This is a genomic window from Micromonospora sp. NPDC047187, assembly GCF_040643355.1.
GTDB lineage: Bacteria > Actinomycetota > Actinomycetes > Mycobacteriales > Micromonosporaceae > Micromonospora > Micromonospora salmantinae.
The window spans coordinates 290521-310012 of record NZ_JBEYUF010000003.1 but is presented as its reverse complement, the minus strand read 5'-3'; the positions used below and the strand labels follow the sequence as shown (position 1 = coordinate 310012).

General features: G+C 69.7%; 20 protein-coding genes and 1 pseudogene. 10 read left to right on the top strand and 11 right to left on the bottom strand.

Translation table 11 applies throughout. From position 1 onward, the window contains the following. Nucleotides 1-34 precede the first annotated feature (34 nt). Nucleotides 35-994 (top strand): ATP-binding cassette domain-containing protein, encoded by a 960-nt coding sequence (locus ABZ794_RS08750; protein WP_112601935.1) that lies wholly within the window; start codon nucleotides 35-37, stop codon nucleotides 992-994. Nucleotides 995-1012: 18 nt separating this feature from the next. Then, nucleotides 1013-1768 carry an ABC transporter permease gene (locus tag ABZ794_RS08745; RefSeq protein ID WP_124823257.1) on the top strand — a complete coding sequence of 252 codons (756 nt, stop codon included), beginning with the start codon at nucleotides 1013-1015 and terminating at the stop codon, nucleotides 1766-1768. A gap of 71 nt (nucleotides 1769-1839) precedes the next feature. On the opposite strand, the gene ABZ794_RS08740 is transcribed toward ABZ794_RS08745, so the two are convergent. The 5 genes from ABZ794_RS08740 to ABZ794_RS08720 all read right to left on the bottom strand — a co-directional run bounded on the left by ABZ794_RS08740 (nucleotide 1840) and on the right by ABZ794_RS08720 (nucleotide 6575). Then, complete coding sequence (locus tag ABZ794_RS08740; RefSeq protein ID WP_357514910.1) at nucleotides 1840-2493, bottom strand: O-methyltransferase; 654 nt, start codon at nucleotides 2491-2493, stop codon at nucleotides 1840-1842. Further along, entirely contained in the window at nucleotides 2490-3158 is a 669-nt protein-coding gene (locus ABZ794_RS08735) for a Maf family protein (protein WP_210784434.1), read from the bottom strand. The genes ABZ794_RS08740 and ABZ794_RS08735 overlap by 4 nt, the downstream gene beginning before the upstream one ends. Before the next feature lie 124 nt (nucleotides 3159-3282). Beyond that, a complete protein-coding gene (locus ABZ794_RS08730) occupies nucleotides 3283-4353 on the bottom strand; it encodes a S8 family serine peptidase (protein ID WP_357514909.1) in 1071 nt (356 codons plus the stop codon). Nucleotides 4354-5830: 1477 nt separating this feature from the next. Continuing rightward, nucleotides 5831-6289 carry a hypothetical protein gene (locus tag ABZ794_RS08725; protein WP_210784432.1) on the bottom strand — a complete coding sequence of 153 codons (459 nt, stop codon included), beginning with the start codon at nucleotides 6287-6289 and terminating at the stop codon, nucleotides 5831-5833. Nucleotides 6290-6380: 91 nt separating this feature from the next. Further along, nucleotides 6381-6575: an acyl-CoA carboxylase subunit epsilon gene (locus tag ABZ794_RS08720; protein WP_210784431.1), complete on the bottom strand. Its 195-nt coding sequence runs from the start codon at nucleotides 6573-6575 to the stop codon at nucleotides 6381-6383. 90 nt (nucleotides 6576-6665) lie between these two features. Between ABZ794_RS08720 and ABZ794_RS08715 the strand changes: the two genes are divergently transcribed. Next, nucleotides 6666-8684, top strand: a complete 2019-nt coding sequence (locus ABZ794_RS08715) for a serine/threonine-protein kinase (protein WP_210784430.1) — start codon at nucleotides 6666-6668, stop codon at nucleotides 8682-8684. A gap of 65 nt (nucleotides 8685-8749) precedes the next feature. After that, nucleotides 8750-8977 carry a hypothetical protein gene (locus ABZ794_RS08710; RefSeq protein WP_210784429.1) on the top strand — a complete coding sequence of 76 codons (228 nt, stop codon included), beginning with the start codon at nucleotides 8750-8752 and terminating at the stop codon, nucleotides 8975-8977. 82 nt (nucleotides 8978-9059) lie between these two features. On the opposite strand, the gene ABZ794_RS08705 is transcribed toward ABZ794_RS08710, so the two are convergent. Then, nucleotides 9060-9812 (bottom strand): GH25 family lysozyme, encoded by a 753-nt coding sequence (locus ABZ794_RS08705; RefSeq protein WP_210784428.1) that lies wholly within the window; start codon nucleotides 9810-9812, stop codon nucleotides 9060-9062. Between the two features lie 126 nt (nucleotides 9813-9938). Next, nucleotides 9939-10484 (bottom strand): Uma2 family endonuclease, encoded by a 546-nt coding sequence (locus tag ABZ794_RS08700; RefSeq protein ID WP_357514906.1) that lies wholly within the window; start codon nucleotides 10482-10484, stop codon nucleotides 9939-9941. A 100-nt stretch (nucleotides 10485-10584) separates the two neighbouring features. Here ABZ794_RS08700 and ABZ794_RS08695 point away from each other — a divergent pair, with 100 nt between their 5' ends. From ABZ794_RS08695 to ABZ794_RS08680, 4 genes are all read left to right on the top strand, one after another. Continuing rightward, a complete protein-coding gene (locus ABZ794_RS08695; protein WP_357514904.1) occupies nucleotides 10585-11328 on the top strand; it encodes a M50 family metallopeptidase in 744 nt (247 codons plus the stop codon). A gap of 54 nt (nucleotides 11329-11382) precedes the next feature. After that, entirely contained in the window at nucleotides 11383-12366 is a 984-nt protein-coding gene (locus ABZ794_RS08690) for a 2-dehydropantoate 2-reductase N-terminal domain-containing protein (protein ID WP_357514902.1), read from the top strand. A gap of 61 nt (nucleotides 12367-12427) precedes the next feature. Continuing rightward, nucleotides 12428-12928 carry a SigE family RNA polymerase sigma factor gene (locus ABZ794_RS08685; protein WP_210784424.1) on the top strand — a complete coding sequence of 167 codons (501 nt, stop codon included), beginning with the start codon at nucleotides 12428-12430 and terminating at the stop codon, nucleotides 12926-12928. Then, nucleotides 12921-13781, top strand: a complete 861-nt coding sequence (locus ABZ794_RS08680; RefSeq protein ID WP_210784423.1) for a hypothetical protein — start codon at nucleotides 12921-12923, stop codon at nucleotides 13779-13781. Before ABZ794_RS08685 ends, ABZ794_RS08680 begins: the two co-directional genes overlap by 8 nt. 33 nt (nucleotides 13782-13814) lie before the next feature. On the opposite strand, the gene ABZ794_RS08675 is transcribed toward ABZ794_RS08680, so the two are convergent. After that, nucleotides 13815-15398, bottom strand: a complete 1584-nt coding sequence (locus tag ABZ794_RS08675) for an acyl-CoA carboxylase subunit beta (RefSeq protein WP_210784422.1) — start codon at nucleotides 15396-15398, stop codon at nucleotides 13815-13817. 84 nt (nucleotides 15399-15482) lie between these two features. Between ABZ794_RS08675 and ABZ794_RS08670 the strand changes: the two genes are divergently transcribed. Both ABZ794_RS08670 and ABZ794_RS08665 read left to right on the top strand, forming a co-directional pair. Then, nucleotides 15483-16358 carry a biotin--[acetyl-CoA-carboxylase] ligase gene (locus ABZ794_RS08670; protein WP_210784421.1) on the top strand — a complete coding sequence of 292 codons (876 nt, stop codon included), beginning with the start codon at nucleotides 15483-15485 and terminating at the stop codon, nucleotides 16356-16358. 107 nt (nucleotides 16359-16465) lie between these two features. Next, entirely contained in the window at nucleotides 16466-17038 is a 573-nt protein-coding gene (locus ABZ794_RS08665) for a PH domain-containing protein (protein ID WP_210784420.1), read from the top strand. Between the two features lie 43 nt (nucleotides 17039-17081). Here ABZ794_RS08665 and ABZ794_RS08660 read toward each other — a convergent pair whose 3' ends face one another. From ABZ794_RS08660 to ABZ794_RS08650, 3 genes and pseudogenes are all read right to left on the bottom strand, one after another. Beyond that, a complete protein-coding gene (locus tag ABZ794_RS08660) occupies nucleotides 17082-17774 on the bottom strand; it encodes a MaoC/PaaZ C-terminal domain-containing protein (RefSeq protein ID WP_210784419.1) in 693 nt (230 codons plus the stop codon). Next, entirely contained in the window at nucleotides 17771-18478 is a 708-nt protein-coding gene (locus tag ABZ794_RS08655; RefSeq protein ID WP_210784471.1) for a GtrA family protein, read from the bottom strand. The genes ABZ794_RS08660 and ABZ794_RS08655 overlap by 4 nt, the downstream gene beginning before the upstream one ends. A 63-nt stretch (nucleotides 18479-18541) precedes the next feature. After that, a pseudogene (locus tag ABZ794_RS08650) lies at nucleotides 18542-19382 on the bottom strand (GtrA family protein). Nucleotides 19383-19492 lie beyond the last annotated feature (110 nt).

The window sequence follows — 19492 nt, the reverse complement described above, 5'->3', positions numbered from 1 at the left end:
CCGGCCCGACCGGCCCGAACGACCAGGAGCAGAAATGATCGAGACCAGGGGGCTGCGGAAGTCGTTCCGCTCCCGCGCGGGTCGAGAGACGAAGACGGTGGACGCCGTGCGGGGCGTCGACCTTGACGTTGCCAAGGGCGAGATCTTCGGCTTCCTCGGCCCGAACGGCGCCGGCAAGACCACCACGCTGCGGATGCTCGCCACGCTGATCGAGCCGGACGGCGGCGAGGCCACCATTGCGGGCGCCGACCTGCGCAAGGACCCGGCCGAGGTGCGCCGCCGCATCGGGTACGTCCCGCAGGGCGGCAGCACCTGGGACGAGTCCACCGCCCGCGAAGAGCTGGTGCTGCACGCCCGGATGTACGGCATCAGCAAGGCCGACGCGCAGCGGCGTGCCGCCCGCGCACTGGACGCCTTCCAGCTCACCGAGTACGCCGACCGCAAGTGCAAGACCTACTCCGGCGGCCAGCGTCGCCGGGTGGAGATCGCCCTCGGCATCATCCACGAGCCGAAGATCGTCTTCCTGGACGAGCCGACCACCGGCCTCGACCCGCAGAGCCGCGCCCACATGTGGGACGAGATCCGCCGGCTCCGCGCCGACGGGATGACCGTCTTCATCACCACGCACTACCTGGACGAGGCCGACGCGCTCTGCGACCGGATCGCGATCATGGACAACGGCGAGGTGGTGGCCGAGGGCACACCAACCGAGCTCAAGCGGGAGATCTCCGGCGACGTGGTGCTGGTCGGTCTCGACCTGGCCGCCACCCCGCAGGCCGCCCAGACGCTCGACGGCGAGCCGTACGTCAACAAGCTGGAGACGGTCGACGAGGGCGGCCTGCGCCTCTACGTCGACGAGGGGGCCACCGCCATTCCGCAGGTGCTGCGCCGACTCGACCACGCCGGGCTGGAGCTGCGCTCGATCGAGCTGCACCGACCCAGCCTGGACGACGTCTTCCTCACCAAGACCGGCCGCTCGCTGCGCGAGTCCTGACCACCGGAGACGACTCTCATGAAATTCGCCCGTGACACGTGGCTGATCTTCCAGCGCCAGATCCAACTCCTGCTACGCAACCCGGTCTGGGTCTTCGTCGGCGTGTTCCAGCCGGTCATGTACCTGCTGCTCTTCGCCCCGCTGCTCAAGCCCGCACTGAACGCGCCCACCCAGGCCGCCGCCTACAAGATCTTCGTACCGGGTCTGCTGGTGCTGCTGGCCATCTTCGGTGGCCTGTTCCAAGGCTTCGGCCTGATCGCCGAGCTGCGAGCCGGCGTCATCGAACGCTCCCGGGTCACCCCGATCAGCCGGCTCGCCCTCCTGCTCGGCCGCTCGCTGCGCGACGTGGTCTCGCTCCTGGTGCAGGCGGTCATCATCACGCTCTTGGCGCTCATCTTCGACCTACGGGTGTTCATCGGGGACCTGCTGCTGGCGTACCTGATGCTCGCCCTGATCGCCCTCATGACCTCGGCCGTCTCCTACGGCGTCGCCCTCAAGGTCAAGAGTGAGGACGCGCTGGCCCCGCTGATGAACACCGTGGCGCAGCCGGTGCTGCTGCTCTCCGGCATCCTGCTGCCGCTGACCTTCGCACCCGGCTGGCTGCAGGGCATCGCCAACTGGAACCCGTTCTCCTGGGCGGTCGACGGCACCCGGGCACTGTTCGCCGGTGACCTGGGCAGCGACAAGGTCTGGCAGGGCCTCAGCATCACCGCGGTCCTCGCCGCGCTGGGCGTCTACTGGGCCGCCCGCCAGTTCGCCCGCAGCGTCCGCTGACGCTGGCTTTTGCTATTGGGGTGTCCCTGGGTGGGGACACCCCAACAGCCGTGTTCGGTGGTTGCCGACGGTCAGCGGACCCGGGCGAGGGTCAGGCCGTCCGCGATCGGCAGCATCACCGGGTCCACCCGCACGTCCGCGAGAACCTCGTCGTTGAACGCGGCGATGGCCCGGTCATTGGCGTCCTGCGGGGCGATGACCCGCCCGCCCCGCAACACGTTGTCGACGGCGATCACCCCACCCGGACGCATCCGGGGCACCAACTTCGCCCAGTAGATCGGGTAGCCGGTCTTGTCCGCGTCGATGAACGCGAAGTCCAGGTGCCGCTCGTGCGGCAACTCCCGCAGCCCGTCTGCGGCCGGGCCGATGCGCAGGTCGATCAGATCCTGCACGCCGGCCCGCGCCCAATAACGTCGGGCGATGCCGGTGAACTCCTCGGAGATGTCGAAGCAGGTCAGTCGCCCACCCTCGGGCAACCCGCGGGCGATCGCCAACGACGAGAGCCCGGTGAACGTGCCGACCTCGACGGCCTGCCGCACGTCGAGCAGCCGGGTGAGGAACGTCAGGAACGCGGCCTGCTCCGGTGCCACCTGCATGGTGGCGTGCTCCGGCAGCACCGACCGGGTCTCCTCGGCCAGGTCAAGGATGATCTCGTCCGGCGGGGAGCCGTGTGCGACCAGATAGGCGTGCAGCTCGTTGGTGAGCGGGATCGACTTGGTGGTCATGACCGGACGTTACCGAGCGGCTCGACCGTTTGGCCGCCCGGCGCGACAGTCGTCCACAGGTCGGTGATCCGCAGATCCAGCTCGGCGAGGAGCCGGCGCAGCAGCGGCATCGACAGCCCGACCACCGTCCCCGGGTCACCCTCGATCCGCTCCACGAACGGCCCACCCAGCCCGTCGATCGTGAACGCGCCGGCTACCGCCAGCGGCTCACCAGTGGCCACGTACGCGGCGATCTCGTCGTCACTGATGTCAGCGAAGTGGACAGTGGTCGACGCGACCGCCTCTGCGCGCCGGCCCGCAGCAACGTCGACCAGGCAGTGCCCGCTGTGCAGAACACCGCTGCGTCCCCGCATCCGCAGCCACCGCCGGGTCGCGTCAGCCGCATCCGCCGGCTTGCCGAGGATCTCCCCGTCGAAGGCGAGCACCGAGTCGCAGCCGATCACCAACGTCCGTTGATCGGCGGTCGGGTTCAGCCGGGTCAACACCGCCTGCGCCTTCAGGCGAGCCAACTCCAGGCACAACTCCTCGGCCCGCTCGGTCACCACCAGGGACTCATCCACCCCACTGACCAGCACCTCCGGCTCGACGCCAGCAGCCTGGAGCAACTTACGACGGGCAGGGCTCGCCGATGCGAGCACGAGGCGGAGCGGCAAAGTCTCAGACACCAACCCGACGTTACCGCCCAGCCCTCCACCAAGACCGACGCCCCGCCCAGCGCGGCCATGTGGTCGGGCAGTCGAGCGGGCGCGGTTTCCTGAAAGTCGAGTGGACCACCGCTTCGCTGATCAATCAGCGACTGATCCTGGGCGGCGGATCATCACCACGCCGGCGTCGCCGCGCTATCACGGCCCACCCAACCCCGGCAGCCACGAGCACACCGAGGGTGGCCAGGCCACGCGCGGTCGCGCCATCGCTCTCATCACCCGGTTGAGCGCCGGCCGTCGTGGTCGGGCCAGCACCGGCCGGAGCGCTCACCGATTCAAACCCGAGCGGCGGTACGTCTGCCGTCAGCGCCGCCACAAGATCGATTACCCCGTAGCCGTACTCGTCGTCACGCCCAGGAGGGCCCTTGTCGACGGCGGTGGCCGTGAGCCGGTGCGCCACCTCCCGGGCCGGCAGATACGGGTACTTGGACCTGATCAACGCAGCCGCGCCCGCAACGATCGCCGTCGCGCTCGAGGTGCCAGTCCCCTTCGAGTATTTCCCGCCGTAGCTGGTGCTGTAGATGTCAACCGCAGGAGCGACCACATCGATATTCGGTCCGGTGACCGAGATGGCGGCATGCTGTCCGGCGCGATCGACACCTCCAACCGCGATAACACCCTCCTCGCTGGCCGGATACGCAGTTGGGCTGTGGGGTGAGTTACCCACTGATGCCACAACTATGATGTTTGCCGCGAGGGCGGATTTGATTGCCCGGACGAGGCGCGGTGTCGATGCGCCCCCGCTCGAGATGCTAATGACTTGAGCGTTGCTGGCTATCGCATATTCTACGGCTGCAGCGAGATCATCGGCTTCGCCGAAGTTGTCTGCGCTAGCCGCCTTTATTGGAAGTATTTTAGATTTAGGCGCAATGCCGAGTGCGCCTGAACTCGTGCCCCTGCCATGCGCCGCAATTAACCCCGCCATGCTCGTGCCGTGACTGTTCGAGTCCTGCTGACCATCTCCCAAGCCACCCGCTACGGTGTCTGTGCCCTTGAGTAGATTCTTTTTAAGATCGGGGTGAGGATCAACGCCAGTATCCGGAACCGCGACGATGACTCCCTCGCCCTGGCTGACCGTCTGTGCTCGAGAAACGTTCAGGAAGCGAAGATGCCACTGGTCGTCTCGAATGCGCTCGGCTTGGTCGGGCCCTACCATGCCATGTGTCGAATACGGCCAATCCTCCGTGGTTGGCCCGAGGCCCGTGATTGGCAGGACCAGTGTGACCAGAATGGCTCGGGTAATGAGTCGCATTACCGCGAGAAGCCGATAGCCGGGCCAGGATCAATAGGTCCTTCGTCGTCGGGTGGCCGGACTACCGGAGTCACCCCCTTTTCAATCTCCCACGGGTTATCGGGGTCCCAGTGGCGTGCGCTGTTATCAGTCTGTCTGCGGGTGCTCGGCCGCGCAGGGTTTGACTGCATATAGCCGGGACTCGTCAGGCCGGGGCCACCGCCGATTGGTGGGATGCTCTGTGCCGCTGAAAAGCTGCGACCCGCGCCAGGTCGAGAACCAGCTCCTCCGCTAGGTGCTGTGCCCGCAGCCCCACCCCCAATTACGCCGCCAATCGGGTTGACGCGGCGGGCTGAGTTCGGCCCTGACCCGGGCTGGCCCAAACCGATTGATGGTGGACCTCCGATGATGCCTCCCGGTGGAATGGCTTTGTTGGAAACCGGGGGCGTCGATCGATGGGTAGAGCTTTCCGCCCCAGCCTGCGGCCTGCCGATTGATCCTGACGGCGGGTGGGGGGCCAACTCGCCAACGGGTCGCACTGACATGCCGGGCGGCGGGCCGAGGGGGGCGCCTGGGGACGCTGGCGGAGGGCTCGCCAACCCAACTGGACTTGGGCTTGACGTGCTCGGTGTTAAGGCCGCACCTACCCCACCCAGCACAGGGCCGACGCTCGCGGGAGTCAGGGGAGGCGTAGGTCCTGCAGGAGTCGTTGTCGGAGTTTGCGACGGCGGCGCTACTGGTGCCATCGGCACTGCGACGACCGGGGGAATGACCGGACTCTGCGCGCTCGTGTCATAGACGTCAGGATCATTTGGCTGATGGCCTGGTCGACGTGGTGGCGGGGGTGGTTTTTGTAGGGTTGCTTGGGCTTGTTGGAGTTCGCCGCTCAGGTTGAACATCATGGATCGGGCCTGCACGTTCAGCCGTTCCAGGTCCCCATCAGCAACAGGCGGCGTGGTAGCCCGGTTGCCCATCACCGCTTTCGGGTCGGCGACCATCGACTCGTACGCCTGCTTCTGCTGGAACTTGGTCGCGTACTCCTCGTAGATCTTGCGGAGTGCGGCGCGGGTGGTGCCGATGGCCTGGGTCGCGGCGGAGAGCGCGGTGTAGTTCGCGGCGGCGGCGTCGTGGGTGCGCTGCACCTTGTCGATGAGTTCGTCGAGTTCGGCGAGGTACGTTCCGGAGGCGGCGCTGGTTTCGGGGGGCCATGCCTCGGCGAGTCCGCGTCGGTACTGCTGGAGGCGGCCGAGGTGGGTTTGCGCCAGGTCGCAGGCCTTGCGCCAGCCGGCGACCTGTTTCCAGTGGTTTGCGGTGTCGTGGTCCTGGAGGCAGGCCCACATGCTGTTGACGTCCATGAGGTGCCAGTCGGTGAGGCCGGAGGTGCGGCCGGAGCCCCGTTCGATCACGGCAGCACCACCGGCCCTTCGGCGTCGGGGCTGGTCGGGTCGGTCAGGGTTGGCGTCGGGCCGCCGGACAGGACGCTGGCCGGGTTGGCGAGGGCTCGTTGCACGTCGACCACTCGGGCGGCGGTGAAGGCGTCGCTGTCGGCGTAGTGGGTGGCGACCTGATCGGCGGCGGCGGCCAGGTGGCCGGTGGCGCCTCGGACGGCGTACACCATGTCGGCGGTGGCCTGCTGCGTCTCGTGGTGGGCGTGCAGGAAGGTGACCAGTTCGATGAAGGCGTCGCAGGGGTTGGGCAGCTTCGCGGACATGTCTTCGGCGATGTACGACAGGTGCGGCGCGTAGTTGCTCTCGACCTCGGCGGCGAGCCGGTCGGCGAACTCTCTGAGCTGGCTGATGTCGGCTTCGATGCCGCCGTAACCGCGCAGCCAGGGTGCTGGCCGGTCCTCTTCGGGGATCATGGATCCTCCCTACCCGTAGCGGCACCGTTTCCCTGAGTGAGGTTAACGGCTCAACGCCACCCTGACAGCCCCCGTACCGGTAGGTCTCGGGTCAGCGGGGCAGGCCGGCGGCGCGCCACCCACGGGAGCCGCCGGGTCGACCGCTGCGCGCCCAGGCGGATTTCGTCGCCGGCGTGGGAGCGGCGGCCGGACGGGTTCGGACGATGATCGCCCCCACCAGAGCGGCCAACTCCTCGGCGGTGGGCACGCCGCGGACGACCCGGAACAGCGGCTCTTCGGCAGACATGCCGCCAGGGTACGCGGCGCGAAGTTACCCGAAGCGCACAGTGGCGTGCCGGCGGTGTGAGCGTCGGCGGGTCCGGGTACCGTCTCACCGATGTCGAACGCGCTTCCCCAACTCGTCGCTGACCGATACCGGCTTCTGTCGCCGCTCGGCCAGGGCGGCATGGGCCGGGTGTGGAAGGCGCGCGACGAGGTGCTGCATCGGGACGTCGCCATCAAGGAGTTGGTGCCGCCGCCCGGCCTCACCGATGAGGAGCGCCGCGAGATGCGTGAGCGCTCGCTGCGGGAGGCGCGGGCCATCGCCCGGCTCAACCACGCCAACGTCGTCCGCATCTTCGACGTGCTGCGCACCGACGGCGATCCGTGGATCGTCATGGAGTACGTGGCGTCGAAGTCGCTGCAGGACACTCTCGCCGAGGACGGCCCGGTGTCGGTGGCCCGCACTGTGGAGATCGGCCTGGGCGTGCTGGGCGCGCTCAGCGCCGCGCACAAGGCGGGTGTCATGCACCGCGACGTGAAGCCCGGCAACGTGTTGCTCGGCGACGACGGTCGGGTGGTGCTGACCGATTTCGGTCTCGCCACGATCCCCGGCGACCCCAACGTGACCCGCACCGGCATGGTGCTCGGCTCACCCGCGTACATCTCGCCGGAGCGCGCTCGGGACGGCACTGCCGGGCCGGAGGCCGACCTGTGGTCGCTGGGCGCGACGCTCTACGCGGCGGTCGAGGGCAAGTCGCCGTACGCCCGGCCGTCGGCGATCGGCACCCTGGCCGCGTTGGCCACCGAGCCGATTCCGCCGCCGAAGAACGCCGGTCCGCTCAAGGCCGTCCTCAACGGGCTGTTGCGCAAGGACCCGAACGAGCGGATCACCGCCGAGGTGGCGGAGCGGTTGCTGCGCCGCGCCGGCGGCAAGCGGTCGCGCGGCATCTCCCTGCTCGATGGCGTACGCCGGCCTGGGCCGAACGGTCCGCGCGAGCCGCGCCTGCCGGTGGTGCCGGCCCCGCGGCCGGCCGAGAGTGTCGACCGGCCGGTGTCGCCGCCGGCCGCCGCCGCGAGCACCTCGGCGGCCACCTCTGCTGCCGCCGCGACCCCCGCCGCCGATGCCACGCCGACGGCCGTCGTTTCCTCCGGTGCGGTCGCCGACCCGACCGCGGTGGTGCCGGCCGACCCGACCGCTGCGGCGCAGGCCGACCCGACCGCTGCGGTCGACCGTCCGTCCGATGCCGACCCGTCCGATGCCGAGCCGACCGCGAAGGTCACTGCCGCGCCCGACACGAGCGGCGACGGTACGACGAACGTCGACGACGAGCCGACGGTTGTCGACGGTCCGCCGGTGGCTCCGGAGCAGCGCAAGCCGACCACGCCGACGTCGCTCATGCCGCCGGTGAGTCCGGCCGGGCGCGCGGCGGTGCCGCTGTCGGATGGCACGAAGCCGAACAACACCCGGCGTAACCTGCTGATCGGTGCCGTGGTGGCGCTGCTGCTGATCGGCCTCGTGGTGGTCGTGCCGATGCTGACCACTGACAACGACAAGACCCCGCAGGCCAACCCGACCGGTGGTGCCGCGACCTCGGGCGCCGCACCGACCACCGCTGCGGCGCCTCCGCCGCCCACCAGCGGTGCCCCGAGTCCGTCCGCCTCGGCCACCCCCTCGGTAGACCCGAACGCGCTACCGGCGGGCTGGAAGCTGCACCGGGACCCGGGCGGCTTCGCCCTGCCGATTCCCGACGGTTGGGTACGGCGCAGCGCGGGCCGCAACACCGTCGTCTTCGACCAGTCCAACGGCCCGGGTGAGCTGCTTGTGCAGTGGACCGACAGCCCGCTGAAGAGCGCGGTCGACGACTGGCGGGACCAGGAGCCGAACCGCAAGAACCTCGTCAACGACTACAAGTACATCAGCATCAAGGAATGCGACTTCTGGAAGGTCTGCGGCGACTGGGAGTGGCTGGAAACTCGTGACGGCACCCGGATCCACGTCCGTAACCGGGGTTTCGTGACGGCCAGCAACCGGGGCTACGCGATGCGGTGGGAGATCGCGGACAAGGACTGGCAGGCCAACCTGCCGAACTTCGACCGGATCGCCGCCGGTTTCGTGCCCGACCGTCAGGACTGAAACTCATTCGCATGACCTTGCGTCGTCGTGGGTACTTGACCTTCGACGACGGAAGGAGGCACGACATGGGTTACCGACGGAGGGACACTCGGCCCCGGCTGGCACTGTGGATGCTCGTGGCGCTCGGCGACGCGATCCTGCTGCTGGTCAGCGCGGGGGTTTCGGTGCTCGTCGCACTGCTCGGCGTCGTGATCGTTGCCGGCTTTGGCGTGGCTGCCTGGCGGTTGACTCGCCGGGGTGCGCTGGCTCGTGAGGATGCTGTGGTGCCGGCCCTGAGCCGGCGGCGGGCCTGACCCGTACCCGGTGGTGTGGCGGCAGCCGGACCGATTGTCGACCGTGTGGTGACCGTCGATCCCGCTGCCGCCAACGGCCCGGTCAGGTGTTGTTTGCCAACGCGATCAGGCGGCTCCGGTCGCCGTTCCAGTAGTTGCGGTCCACGTCGCCGCTGATCCCGGAGACGCGGCCGGTGGCGGTGTACTGCCAGAAGCTCCACACCGACGCGCCGGCCGGCAGGGCACCGGGGGTGCTCGACCAGCGGGCCAGCCAGAGCGGGTGGTTCGCCCACGGGCCGGTCCAGCTGCCGGTGCACTGGTTCCACCAGCTCGTGGTGGTGTAGATGACCGCGTACCGGCCGGTGCGGGAGCGGTAGGTGTTCAGGAAGTCCTGCACCCAGTTGCGCATCCCGGTCGTGCTGAGCCCGTAGCAGTAACCGCCGCTGTACGGGTTGCCCTCGATGTCCAGCGCGGCCGGGAGGGTGCGGCTGTCCGCAGACCACGCGCCGCCGTTGGAGGCCAGGTAGTTGGCCTGGGTGGAGCCGGCGGAGATGTTCGGGCGGGCGAAGTGGTACGCCCCGCGGATCACCCCGGCGTTGTACGAGTTGACGTAGTTGGCGTTGAAGTTCGGGTCCTTGTAGCTGGTGCCCTCGGTCGCCTTGATGAACGCGAACTGGATGCCCGCGTTGCGGACGCTGGTCCAGTTGATGGTGCCCTGGTAGCGGGAGACGTCGACACCGGGTGTGGTGGCGGCGGCCGCCGGTCCGGCGGTCGCGACCAGGGCCGCCGCCGCGGTGGCGAGGACGGTGAGGCCGGCCGCGAGCGCGCGGCGCAGCGATGATCGGGTACGGGCCATGAGTGCCTCCAAGGACGTCGCTCTATCGACACCCATCTTTGGAGGTAAGTGCCCTAGATCACAAGAGTGACCGGAAAAAAGCTTCATCGGCGGGGCGTGGAGATCCGCTGGCCGGGGCGGGACGGATCAGCGCAGTGTGGCCGGGTCGAGCTGCCAGCGGAACGGCTCCACGACGGTCAGCGTCTCGCCGGGCTTGGCCACCTGGTCCTCGACGTAGTGCTCACCGTCCAACCGGAACAGCCGCAACGAGTGAGCATCCCCATCCTGCTCGACCAGCAGATACCAGGGGATTCGCGCAATGGCGTAGAGCTGCATCTTGACCAGCCGGTCGGCAGCGGCGTTGCCGGGCGAGACGATCTCGCAGACGAGCACCACCTCGGCGGCCTCTACCGCCGTGCCCTCGTCGTCGGTGTCCGCGACAACTACATCGGGGATGACAATCCGATCCACCCCGAGCCGAACGTTGACCGCCTCGAAGACGGCGAGGCCGTCTGCCGCGCACTCGACATGGTCGGCCAGCCGGCGCGACACCAACTGGTGGCGCTTACTCGGAACCGGGCTCAGAAGCAGGCTTCCGTCGAGCAGCTCGATCCGGTCCGGGGTCTCACCCAGGGCGAAGTAGTCGACCTCGGTCCAGAGCCCGACATGGTGTTCCAACGGCAACAACCTCATCTGCAATCACCTCTGCTTTCGTTGGCCACCGACCCGCCTCAGGTGATACGAGGCGGTGCCTCGGGAGCGACACGGAACGCCGCCGGTAGGCTCGCGCCCCATGATGTCGATCGACGGGCTGGGCGACCTGTGGGACACGCTGTTCGGCGCGCAGCCGGACCCGCCCGCACTGCTGGTGCTGATCACCGGGGCCGTGGCGCTGGTGGTGGTCTCCACCCGGCTGCCGTGGCGGATCGCCCGTAACGCCATCACCATCGCGCACGAGGGCGGGCACGCCCTGGCTGCCCTGCTCACCGGCCGCAAGCTGCACGGCATCCGGTTGCACTCGGACACGTCCGGGCTGACGCTCTCCGCCGGCCGCCCCACCGGGCCGGGCATGATCCTCACTCTGCTCGCCGGATACGTCGCGCCGCCGCTGGTCGGACTGGCCGGTGCCTGGCTGCTCGGCGGTAACCGGATCACCCTGCTGCTCTGGGTGGCCGTGGCGCTGCTGCTGGCCATGCTCGTCATGATCCGCAACGTCTTCGGCGTGGTGTCGTTGCTGATCACCGGCGCGCTGGTGTTCGCCGTCTCGTGGTACGCGACGCCGCAGGTCCAGGCCGCTTTCGCGTACGCCGGGGTGTGGTTTCTGCTGCTCGGTGGGGTGCGGCCGGTGGTCGAGCTCCAGCGGCTGCGCTCGCGCGGTCGGATGCCCGCCTCCGACGCCGACCAACTCGCCGGGCTCACTCCGTTCCCGCCGCTCTTCTGGGTGAGCCTTTTCGCCCTCGTCAACCTGGCCGCCCTGCTAGCCGGTGCGCTCCTGCTCGCCGGCCCGATCCTCACCGACGCCGGCCTGACCGGCTGACCGACGGGCGGAAGCCGCACGGGCTGTAGGCGCACCGGCGGGCAGAATGAGGCCATGCGATACGTGATCATCGGGGCGGGTGCTGTCGGCGGGACGATCGGCGTACGGCTGGCTCAGGCCGACCGGGACGTGACAGTGGTGGCCCGCGGCGCCCACCTGGACGCGATCCGCGCGCGGGGTCTGACACTGCGGCAGCCCGAGGGTGAGGTCACCGCCCGGCTCGCGGCGGTGGACCGGCCCACTGACCAGCCGCTGCCGGCGGACACCGTGCTGATCCTCACCGTGAAGTCGCAGGACACCGCCGTCGCGTTGGCCGCCTGGGTGGACGCGCCGGTGGCCGGCGGCGGCACGGCGGGCGAACGTCTGCCGCTGGTGACAGCGCAGAACGGGGTGGCCAACGAGCGGGCCGCGCTGCGCCTCTTCGCGGACGTGCACCCGGTCTGCGTCTGGCTGCCGGCCACCCACCTGGACCCGGGCGTGGTGGTCGCCAACGGGTACCCGCATCCCGGGATGCTCCACATCGGGCGGTACCCCGGGGGCGCCGACGACACCGACCGCGCGATCGCCGCCGACCTGACCGCCGCCGGCTTCGTCGCCCCGGTCCGCACCGACGTGCTGCGCTGGAAGTACGGCAAGCTGCTCAGCAACCTCGGTAACGGCCTGCAGGCGTTGCTCGGCCAGGACATCCCGGACGCGCTGATCGAGCGGGTACGCGCCGAGGGCGTCGCCGCGCTCGCCGCCGCCGGCATCGCGCACACCTCGCCGGAGGAGGAGAAGGCCGAACGCGGCGACCTGGTCGGGCAACGCCCGGTCGACGGCGAGGCCCGCTCCGGCGGCTCGACCTGGCAGAGCCTGGCCCGGGGCACCGGCTCGACCGAGGTCGACCACCTCAACGGCGAGATCGCGCTGCTCGGCCGGTTGCACGGCGTACCGACGCCGGTCAACGTCGCAGTACAGCGGGCCGTACGCCGGGCGGTCCGGGAGCGGATCGGGGCCGGCGCGTTCCCGCTCGCCGAACTGGAAAAGTCGATCGCCTGAGCGGGCAACCAACGCCCCGTGCCGGTGCGTGTTCCCAGCGACCGACACGGGGAGGTAGCGGGTGCCGGACGTCGACGGGTTCGACGAGTTCTACCGGGGGAGTCGGCAACGACTCCTCGGGTTCGTCTACGCCCTCACCGGCGATCGGGGCGAGGCGCAGGACGCCGTGCAGGAGGCGTACATCCGGGCGTGGCAGCGCTGGTCGACGGTCAGCGGGTACGACGACCCGGAGGCGTGGCTGCGGGTGGTGGCCAGCCGGATCGCGGTCAGCCGGTGGCGCAGCCTGCGGAGCCGGGCCCGCGCGTACCTGCGGCACGGTGTGACCGAGACGGTTCCCGGGCCGGGCACCGACACCGTCGAGGTGGTCGCCGCGTTGCGTCTCCTGCCCGAGGAGCAACGTGTCGCGATCGCCCTGTACTACCTGATGGGGATGCCGGTCGCCGACGTGGCGCGGGAGACCGCAGCCCCGGTGGGCACGGTCAAGGCTCGACTCTCCCGGGGGCGTGCCGCGCTCGCCGGTCTGCTCGCCGTCTCTGATCTGGAGGAGGCCACCGATGCGTGACGACCCGACATTCGTCGAACAGATCCAGCGGGACCTGCGGGACGTGCGCTGGCTCGCCCCGGAGGAGATCCGCTCCCGGGGCCGTCGCCGCAGCCAGCGCAAGATCGTGGTGGCGACCGTCGTGCTGGCCTTCGCCGGGGTCTCCGCCGTGGCGGTCGCCGCGCCGAGGACGTCCCCGCCATTGGTTCAGCCGGCCGCCGCGCCGTCCCCCTCGCCGACCCGGCACGAGATCACCACCGACGCCCTGTTGCAGCCGGCCGACCTGCCGCAGCCGGTTTATGTGCAGCTCAGCCAGGCAGGGCTGGGCGAGCCGGTCCGGCTGGAGGACACGCTCGGCCACTGCCGGACCAGCCAGGGACTGCCGGACGGCTGGCAAATGTCCATCCTGTCCCGTTCACAGACCCTCATGCGGAAGCCCACTCAAGGCGTCCTCGTGCCGGGCGACGCACTGGTCATGCAGGATCTCTTCAGGTTGGTGCCCGAGACGGCTCGACAGCTCTTCACCAGTCTGGACGACCTGGTCGCGCCGTGCGCCGAGTGGCGAAGCGTCGAGCAGTGGCAGACGGTGGACGGCACCCACACCATGGAGGTGATCCACCGGTGGGCGGTGGTGCAGCGGGGCTTCGCGGGGGACGACGCCGCCATCCTGCGGGACACGCTCACGGCCCCTCGGGACGTGCAGACCGGGCAGACGTTCGGCAATGCACCGCCGCCGACCTTCCTGGCCGTCGTCCGGGTCGGCGACGCTGTCTCGTTGCTCCGCATCGCAGATGACGGCACCGAGGCGAAACTCCGCCAGCTCGCCGTGGCGGCGGCAGCCCGGATGTGCGCTGCCGCCAACCCAGCCTGCTGACCCCCGGCTCGGGGTCAGCAGGCGGCGGCGAGATCAGAGCGGGATGTTGCCGTGCTTCTTGGGCGGCAGGGTCTCCCGCTTGGTCCGCAGGACGCGCAGCGCCCGGACGATCTGGGTGCGCGTCTCGTGCGGAGCGATCACCGAGTCGATGTACCCGCGCTCGGCGGCCACGTACGGGTTGGCCAGGGTGTCCTCGTACTCGGCGATCTTCTCGGCCCGGACCGCCGCGGGGTCCTCGGCGCCGGCCAGCTCGGAGCGGTAGAGGATGTTCACAGCGCCCTGCGCACCCATCACCGCGATCTGCGCGGTCGGCCAGGCGAAGTTCAGGTCCGCGCCGAGGTGCTTGGAGCCCATCACGTCGTACGCCCCGCCGTACGCCTTGCGGGTGATGACGGTGACCTTGGGGACGGTCGCCTCGGCGTACGCGTAGATGAGCTTCGCGCCCCGGCGGATGATGCCGTCCCACTCCTGACCGGTGCCGGGCAGGAAGCCGGGCACGTCCACGAAGGTCAGCACCGGGATGTTGAACGCGTCGCAGGTGCGAACGAAGCGGGCGGCCTTCTCCGAGGCGGCGATGTCCAGGGTGCCGGCGAAGTGCATCGGCTGGTTGGCCACCACACCGACCGGTCGCCCCTCGACCCGGCCGTAGCCGACCACGATGTTCTGCGCGTAGAGCGGCTGGACCTCCAGGAACTCCCCGTCGTCGAGGACGTGCTCGAGGACTGTGTGCATGTCGTACGGCTGGTTCGCCGAGTCCGGGATCAGGGTGTCCAACTCCCGGTCCTCGTCGCTGATCGCCAGCTCGGCGGGGGCGTCGACGACGACCGGCTCGTCGAGGTTGTTCGACGGCAGGTACGACAGCAGCGCCTTGACGTAGTCGACAGCGTCCTCCTCGTCACTGGCGAGGTAGTGCGCGTTGCCGCTGCGGGAGTTGTGCGTACGCGCGCCGCCCAGCTCCTCCATGCCGACGTCCTCGCCCGTCACCGTCTTGATCACGTCGGGGCCGGTGATGAACATGTGCGAGGTCTGGTCGACCATCACTGTGAAGTCGGTGACCGCCGGGGAGTAGACCGCGCCGCCGGCGCACGGGCCCATCACCAGTGAGATCTGCGGGATGACGCCGGAGGCCCGCACGTTGCGGAAGAAGATCTCGCCGTAGAGGCCGAGCGAGACGACGCCCTCCTGGATGCGCGCGCCGCCGGAGTCGTTGATGCCGACCACCGGGCAGCCGATCTTCATGGCCAGGTCCATCACCTTGACGATCTTCTCGCCGAAGACCTCGCCGAGCGAGCCACCGAAGACAGTGAAGTCCTGCGCGAAGACGCACACCTGCCGGCCGTCCACCGTGCCGTAGCCGGTGACCACACCGTCGCCGTACGGGCGGTTCCGCTCCAGCCCGAAGGCCGTGGACCGGTGCCGGGCCAGCTCGTCGAGTTCGACGAAGGAGCCCTCGTCGAGCAGCATCTCGATCCGCTCGCGGGCGGTCTTCTTGCCGCGCGCGTGCTGCTTCTCCACGGCGCGGGCCGACCCGGCGTGCACCGCCTCATCGACCCGGCGCTCCAGGTCCGCCAGCTTGCCCGCGGTGCTGTGCATGTTGGTCCCGGTCTCGGTAGTCACCCAGGGAATATAACGATGGTTCAGGTGGGTGCCGCTGTGCAGTACGCCTCAGTGTCGACCGGAGCACCGCCGTAGGCTGGCGGAATGTCGGGCTCCCCGTACACCGATCTGGACCGGCCGCCGCTGTCGGCGGCCCGGCTGCGCCGCGCGTTGACAGCGCCGAACGGGCCGTGGGCCCGGCTGGAGCTGCGTGCCGAGACGGGCTCCACCAACGCCGACGTGGCCGAGGCCGCCCGGGCCGACGAGCCTGAGGGCCTGGTCGTGGTCGCCGAGCGGCAGACCGAAGGGCGTGGTCGGCGCGGTCGGGTCTGGCAGTCGCCGGCGCGGGCCGGCATCGCGACGAGCGTCCTGCTGCGGCCGGGCGAGGCCGTACCGGACCGCGGCTGGCTGCCGGCGACACCCACTGGGTACGGGTGGCTGCCGTTGCTGGCCGGCGTGGCGCTGGTCGAGGCGGTGGCCCGGCTGGCCGAGCTGGAAGCCACCCTCAAGTGGCCGAACGACCTGCTGATCGACGACGCGAAGTGCGCGGGCGTGCTGGCCGAGGCGGTGCCCGGACGGGCGCCGGACCAACCGCCGGCGATCGTGCTGGGCATCGGGCTCAACGTGACGTTGCGCGCCGACGAGCTGCCGGTGAATCCGACCGGGCTGCCGGCCACCTCGCTCCAGTTGGCCGGCGCTGTGGCCACCGATCGGGATCCGCTGCTGCGGGCGCTGCTGCGGGCGGTCGCCGACTGGTACGACCGTTGGCGGTCGGCGGGCGGCGACGCGGTGGCCAGCGGCCTGCGCGACGCCTACCTGGCGGCCTGCGCGACGATCGGCCGCGAGGTACGCGTCCTGCTCCCCAACGGTGAATCCCTGACCGGCACCGCCACCGGAGTGGACCCGGACGGCCAACTGATGGTCACCACGTCAGCCGGCACCCGAACCCTGGCCGCCGGCGACGTCCTGCACCTCCGCTGAGGACCGGCAAGATCACGAAGAGCCGAGTGGGCCCGCGCGGCGGATGTTGTGGTGGGGCTTGGGGGGTTTACCGTCTGCGCGTCTAGAAAATCGCGTTGGAGGTTCCCGTGGCGTTTCCTGAAGACGTGCTCACCGAGGACGAGCACGTCGTGCTGCACCTGCATCCGCACTGGAAGGCGTTGATCCGGCCGATCGCGGTGCTGGTGCTGGCCATCGCCGCGGTGGTGGTCGGCGTGCTCCTGTTGCCCGAGAGTGGTGGCGGTTCGATCGCGCTGGCCGTGATCGGGGCGATCGCCCTGGTCGCGGTGCTCTGGCTCGGCCTGTGGCCGTTCCTGGTCTGGCGCACCACCCACTACCTGTTCACGAACGAGCGAGTCCTGCTTCAGCAGGGTGTGTTCTCCCGGGACCGGCGGGACCTTCCGCTCGCCCGGGTCAACGACCATTCGATGAACCAGCGTTTCGTCGAGCGTCTGCTCGGCTGCGGGACGCTCACCATCGAGTCGGCCGGTGAGCGCGGCCAGTCGGTGCTCGCCGACGTGCCGGACGTCGGGAAGGTGCAGACCACCCTGTACGAGCTGGTCGAGGCACAGCACGACAAGCACTCGCTGGGCGATGGCGAGATGCGCGACATGCTCGCCGACATGCAGGACGGCAAGCCGTTGCGCGACACCACCACCTGAACCGGCCGGTGGGACCCGCCCCTGCCGCACTGTCGGGGGCGGGTCAGTCGGGTCGTCGGGCCTCGGGTGAGCCGCTGCTCTGCGTCGGGTCGCCGTCGGACGGCCCGACGGTGGACGGGTCCGCTGCGGTCGGGCCGCCGTCGGGCTGGTCAACCCCGCGCCGGTCAGCGTCGGGCTGGTCAGCGTCGGTCGGGGCGGCTTCGGTGGCCTCGGCCTCGACCTCGGCGGGGTCGGCCTCGACCGGTCGCACGGCGAACCAGCCACGGAAGCGGGTCCGCAGCACCTCCTGCTCGGGCCGGTCGTCCGGGCCGAGGCGCAGCATGGTGCCGGTGAGGCTGACGGTGCCGAGCCCGGGGCGGGCGGTCGACGGCCGGGCGCCCATCACGTCGACTCGGACGGCGAGCCGGTCGCCGGCCCGCACCGGGGCGAGCCAGCGCAGCTCCTCCAGGCCGGGGGAGGCGTCAGCCGCGGCCCGGGACAGCAGGTGGTCGACGTACGCGCGCATGAACAGGCTGACCGTGTAGAAGCCGCTGGCGATCAGACCACCGTGCCGGCTCGCGGCGGCCAGGTCGGGGTCGACGTGGTACCACTGCGGGTCGAAGCGTCGGGCGAAGGCGACCATCTCGTCGGCGTCCACGGTGACCACGCCGAGGTCGACGGTGAGCCCCGGGACGAGATCCTCGAAGAACAGCTCGGCCGGGCGCCCCGTGCCGGAGCGGGCGTCGGGTGTCGTCACCGGCGGGGCGCGCGACGGGTGCTGACGTGCAGCTCCGCGGCGAGTTCCGCGTCCAGGTCGACGGCGGGGCTGACGCTCAACCGCGGGAGCCGGCCCTGAGTCGGTGCGCCGGCCGGGGAGTCGAGGCGGTGCGCGGACTCCGCCTCCTCCAGTTCGGACACCGATTCCGCCAACTCGGCGACCGGGTCCATCTCCGCCATGGTGTCCCACTCGTCGCGCGGAATGCCGTGCCAGGTGGAGTCGGGCTTCGTGGCCTCGTCCTCGGCCGGTGCGACGGGTTGGAAGACGAAGGTGCGGTACGACCAGAACCGGAACAGCGTGGCCAGCATGACGCCGACGGTCTTGGCCAGATTCAGCGCCAGCAGCCCGTTTACGCCGAGACCGTACTTGGCCGCCGCCACGGCCCCCAGCTCAATGAGCAGGCCAGCGCCGTTGAAAAGGAAGAAAAGGAGATATTCCCTGCGAAGCGCCGATTTCGGGCGATCGCTGTACGTCCAGTGCCGATTCATGAGGTACGACGTGATGGTGGCGACGATCGTCGCGATCACTGTCGCCTTCAACTGACCATTGACGAAAACGGTCAGTGCAAGGGCATTGAACACCGCGTAATTGATGACGGTGTTGATGCCGCCGACGATGCCGAACTTGAGCGCCTCGTGGATGAACTTCTGCCAGCGCTCAGGCAGCAGGCGGACAAGACGCATGCGAAACACCTTAGGGCAGTCGGTGCGGCCGGCGATCACCGGCCGAACGAGGTGGGCGGCAGGTCACGCCCCGTGGTCTCGGTCGGGATTCACCTGCGGAAGGGTCGGGGTTCCCGCTTCGACGAAGACGAACCGCCGGTACGACCAGAATCGAAACAGCGTGGCGAACCCCGTGCCGACGATGTAGCTGGCGAGATTGTCCGCCAGGCGCGTCTGGAACACGGCCGGCCAGATGGCTCCGAGCCCGTAGCGGCTGAGCGCGAGGCAGGCCACAGTGATGCCGAGACCGACAGCGTTGAAGAAGAAGAAGAGCGCGTACTCGCGGGCCGCGTTGTTGCGCTGTCGGTGCCGCCACGTCCAGAACCGGTTGCCCACGAAGGCGACGGACGCCGCGATCACCGTGGAGATCGTCTTCGCCGTCAGCTCTTCGACGCCGTACTTGCTCGTCAGGTAGTTGAAGAGCGCGAAGTCGACGAGGAAGGCGAAACCACCCACTGTGGCGAACTTGCCCATCTCGTGGATGAGGTGACCGAAGCGGTCGAGGAGTAAGCCGACGAGACCCCGTCGGGTCTGCCGGGGACCCGGTTGTTCCCCGGTCATCGTGGCGGCCACGGAGGGAGCCTACCGGCTGCCGTCCAGTCAGAGGGGTAGCAACGGCAAGCGGGCGTGGTCTCCCGGAGGGGCCCAGCGCCGCGTACGTGACCACCGCACAGAGCGTAGCCAATTGGGAGGACTGAGCCGCCGCGGAACGGGAATCACCGCACCGGTCGGCGGGGGCAGGTCCACGGCCCGACCGCAACAAGCGTCCGCCGGGGTGCACAACAAGATTTGCGTGAAACTGCGCGGGAAAGCGGGTATCAGCTCGTGATGCCGCAGCGAGGCCGTAGCTTGTGCAGTTCTTCACAACCTGTCCCACTGACTCGGAAGGCTGCCCGGTTTACGCTGAGGCCAATCCCAGGTTTCCACGAAGGCGACGCATCGCGCCGCTGAGTCTCGTGCATCCCATAGATCGGT

What these genes read in the sequence shown, in the direction of transcription:
- ABZ794_RS08750 (WP_112601935.1), top strand. Translation starts at nt 35, where the DNA reads ATGATCGAGACCAGGGGGCTGCGGAAGTCGTTCCGCTCCCGCGCGGGT.
- ABZ794_RS08745 (WP_124823257.1), top strand. Translation starts at nt 1,013, where the DNA reads ATGAAATTCGCCCGTGACACGTGGCTGATCTTCCAGCGCCAGATCCAA.
- ABZ794_RS08740 (WP_357514910.1), bottom strand. Translation starts at nt 2,493, where the DNA reads ATGACCACCAAGTCGATCCCGCTCACCAACGAGCTGCACGCCTATCTG.
- ABZ794_RS08730 (WP_357514909.1), bottom strand. Translation starts at nt 4,353, where the DNA reads ATGGTAGGGCCCGACCAAGCCGAGCGCATTCGAGACGACCAGTGGCAT.
- ABZ794_RS08725 (WP_210784432.1), bottom strand. Translation starts at nt 6,289, where the DNA reads ATGATCCCCGAAGAGGACCGGCCAGCACCCTGGCTGCGCGGTTACGGC.
- ABZ794_RS08720 (WP_210784431.1), bottom strand. Translation starts at nt 6,575, where the DNA reads ATGTCTGCCGAAGAGCCGCTGTTCCGGGTCGTCCGCGGCGTGCCCACC.
- ABZ794_RS08715 (WP_210784430.1), top strand. Translation starts at nt 6,666, where the DNA reads ATGTCGAACGCGCTTCCCCAACTCGTCGCTGACCGATACCGGCTTCTG.
- ABZ794_RS08710 (WP_210784429.1), top strand. Translation starts at nt 8,750, where the DNA reads ATGGGTTACCGACGGAGGGACACTCGGCCCCGGCTGGCACTGTGGATG.
- ABZ794_RS08705 (WP_210784428.1), bottom strand. Translation starts at nt 9,812, where the DNA reads ATGGCCCGTACCCGATCATCGCTGCGCCGCGCGCTCGCGGCCGGCCTC.
- ABZ794_RS08700 (WP_357514906.1), bottom strand. Translation starts at nt 10,484, where the DNA reads ATGAGGTTGTTGCCGTTGGAACACCATGTCGGGCTCTGGACCGAGGTC.
- ABZ794_RS08695 (WP_357514904.1), top strand. Translation starts at nt 10,585, where the DNA reads ATGATGTCGATCGACGGGCTGGGCGACCTGTGGGACACGCTGTTCGGC.
- ABZ794_RS08690 (WP_357514902.1), top strand. Translation starts at nt 11,383, where the DNA reads ATGCGATACGTGATCATCGGGGCGGGTGCTGTCGGCGGGACGATCGGC.
- ABZ794_RS08680 (WP_210784423.1), top strand. Translation starts at nt 12,921, where the DNA reads ATGCGTGACGACCCGACATTCGTCGAACAGATCCAGCGGGACCTGCGG.
- ABZ794_RS08670 (WP_210784421.1), top strand. Translation starts at nt 15,483, where the DNA reads ATGTCGGGCTCCCCGTACACCGATCTGGACCGGCCGCCGCTGTCGGCG.
- ABZ794_RS08655 (WP_210784471.1), bottom strand. Translation starts at nt 18,478, where the DNA reads ATGCGTCTTGTCCGCCTGCTGCCTGAGCGCTGGCAGAAGTTCATCCAC.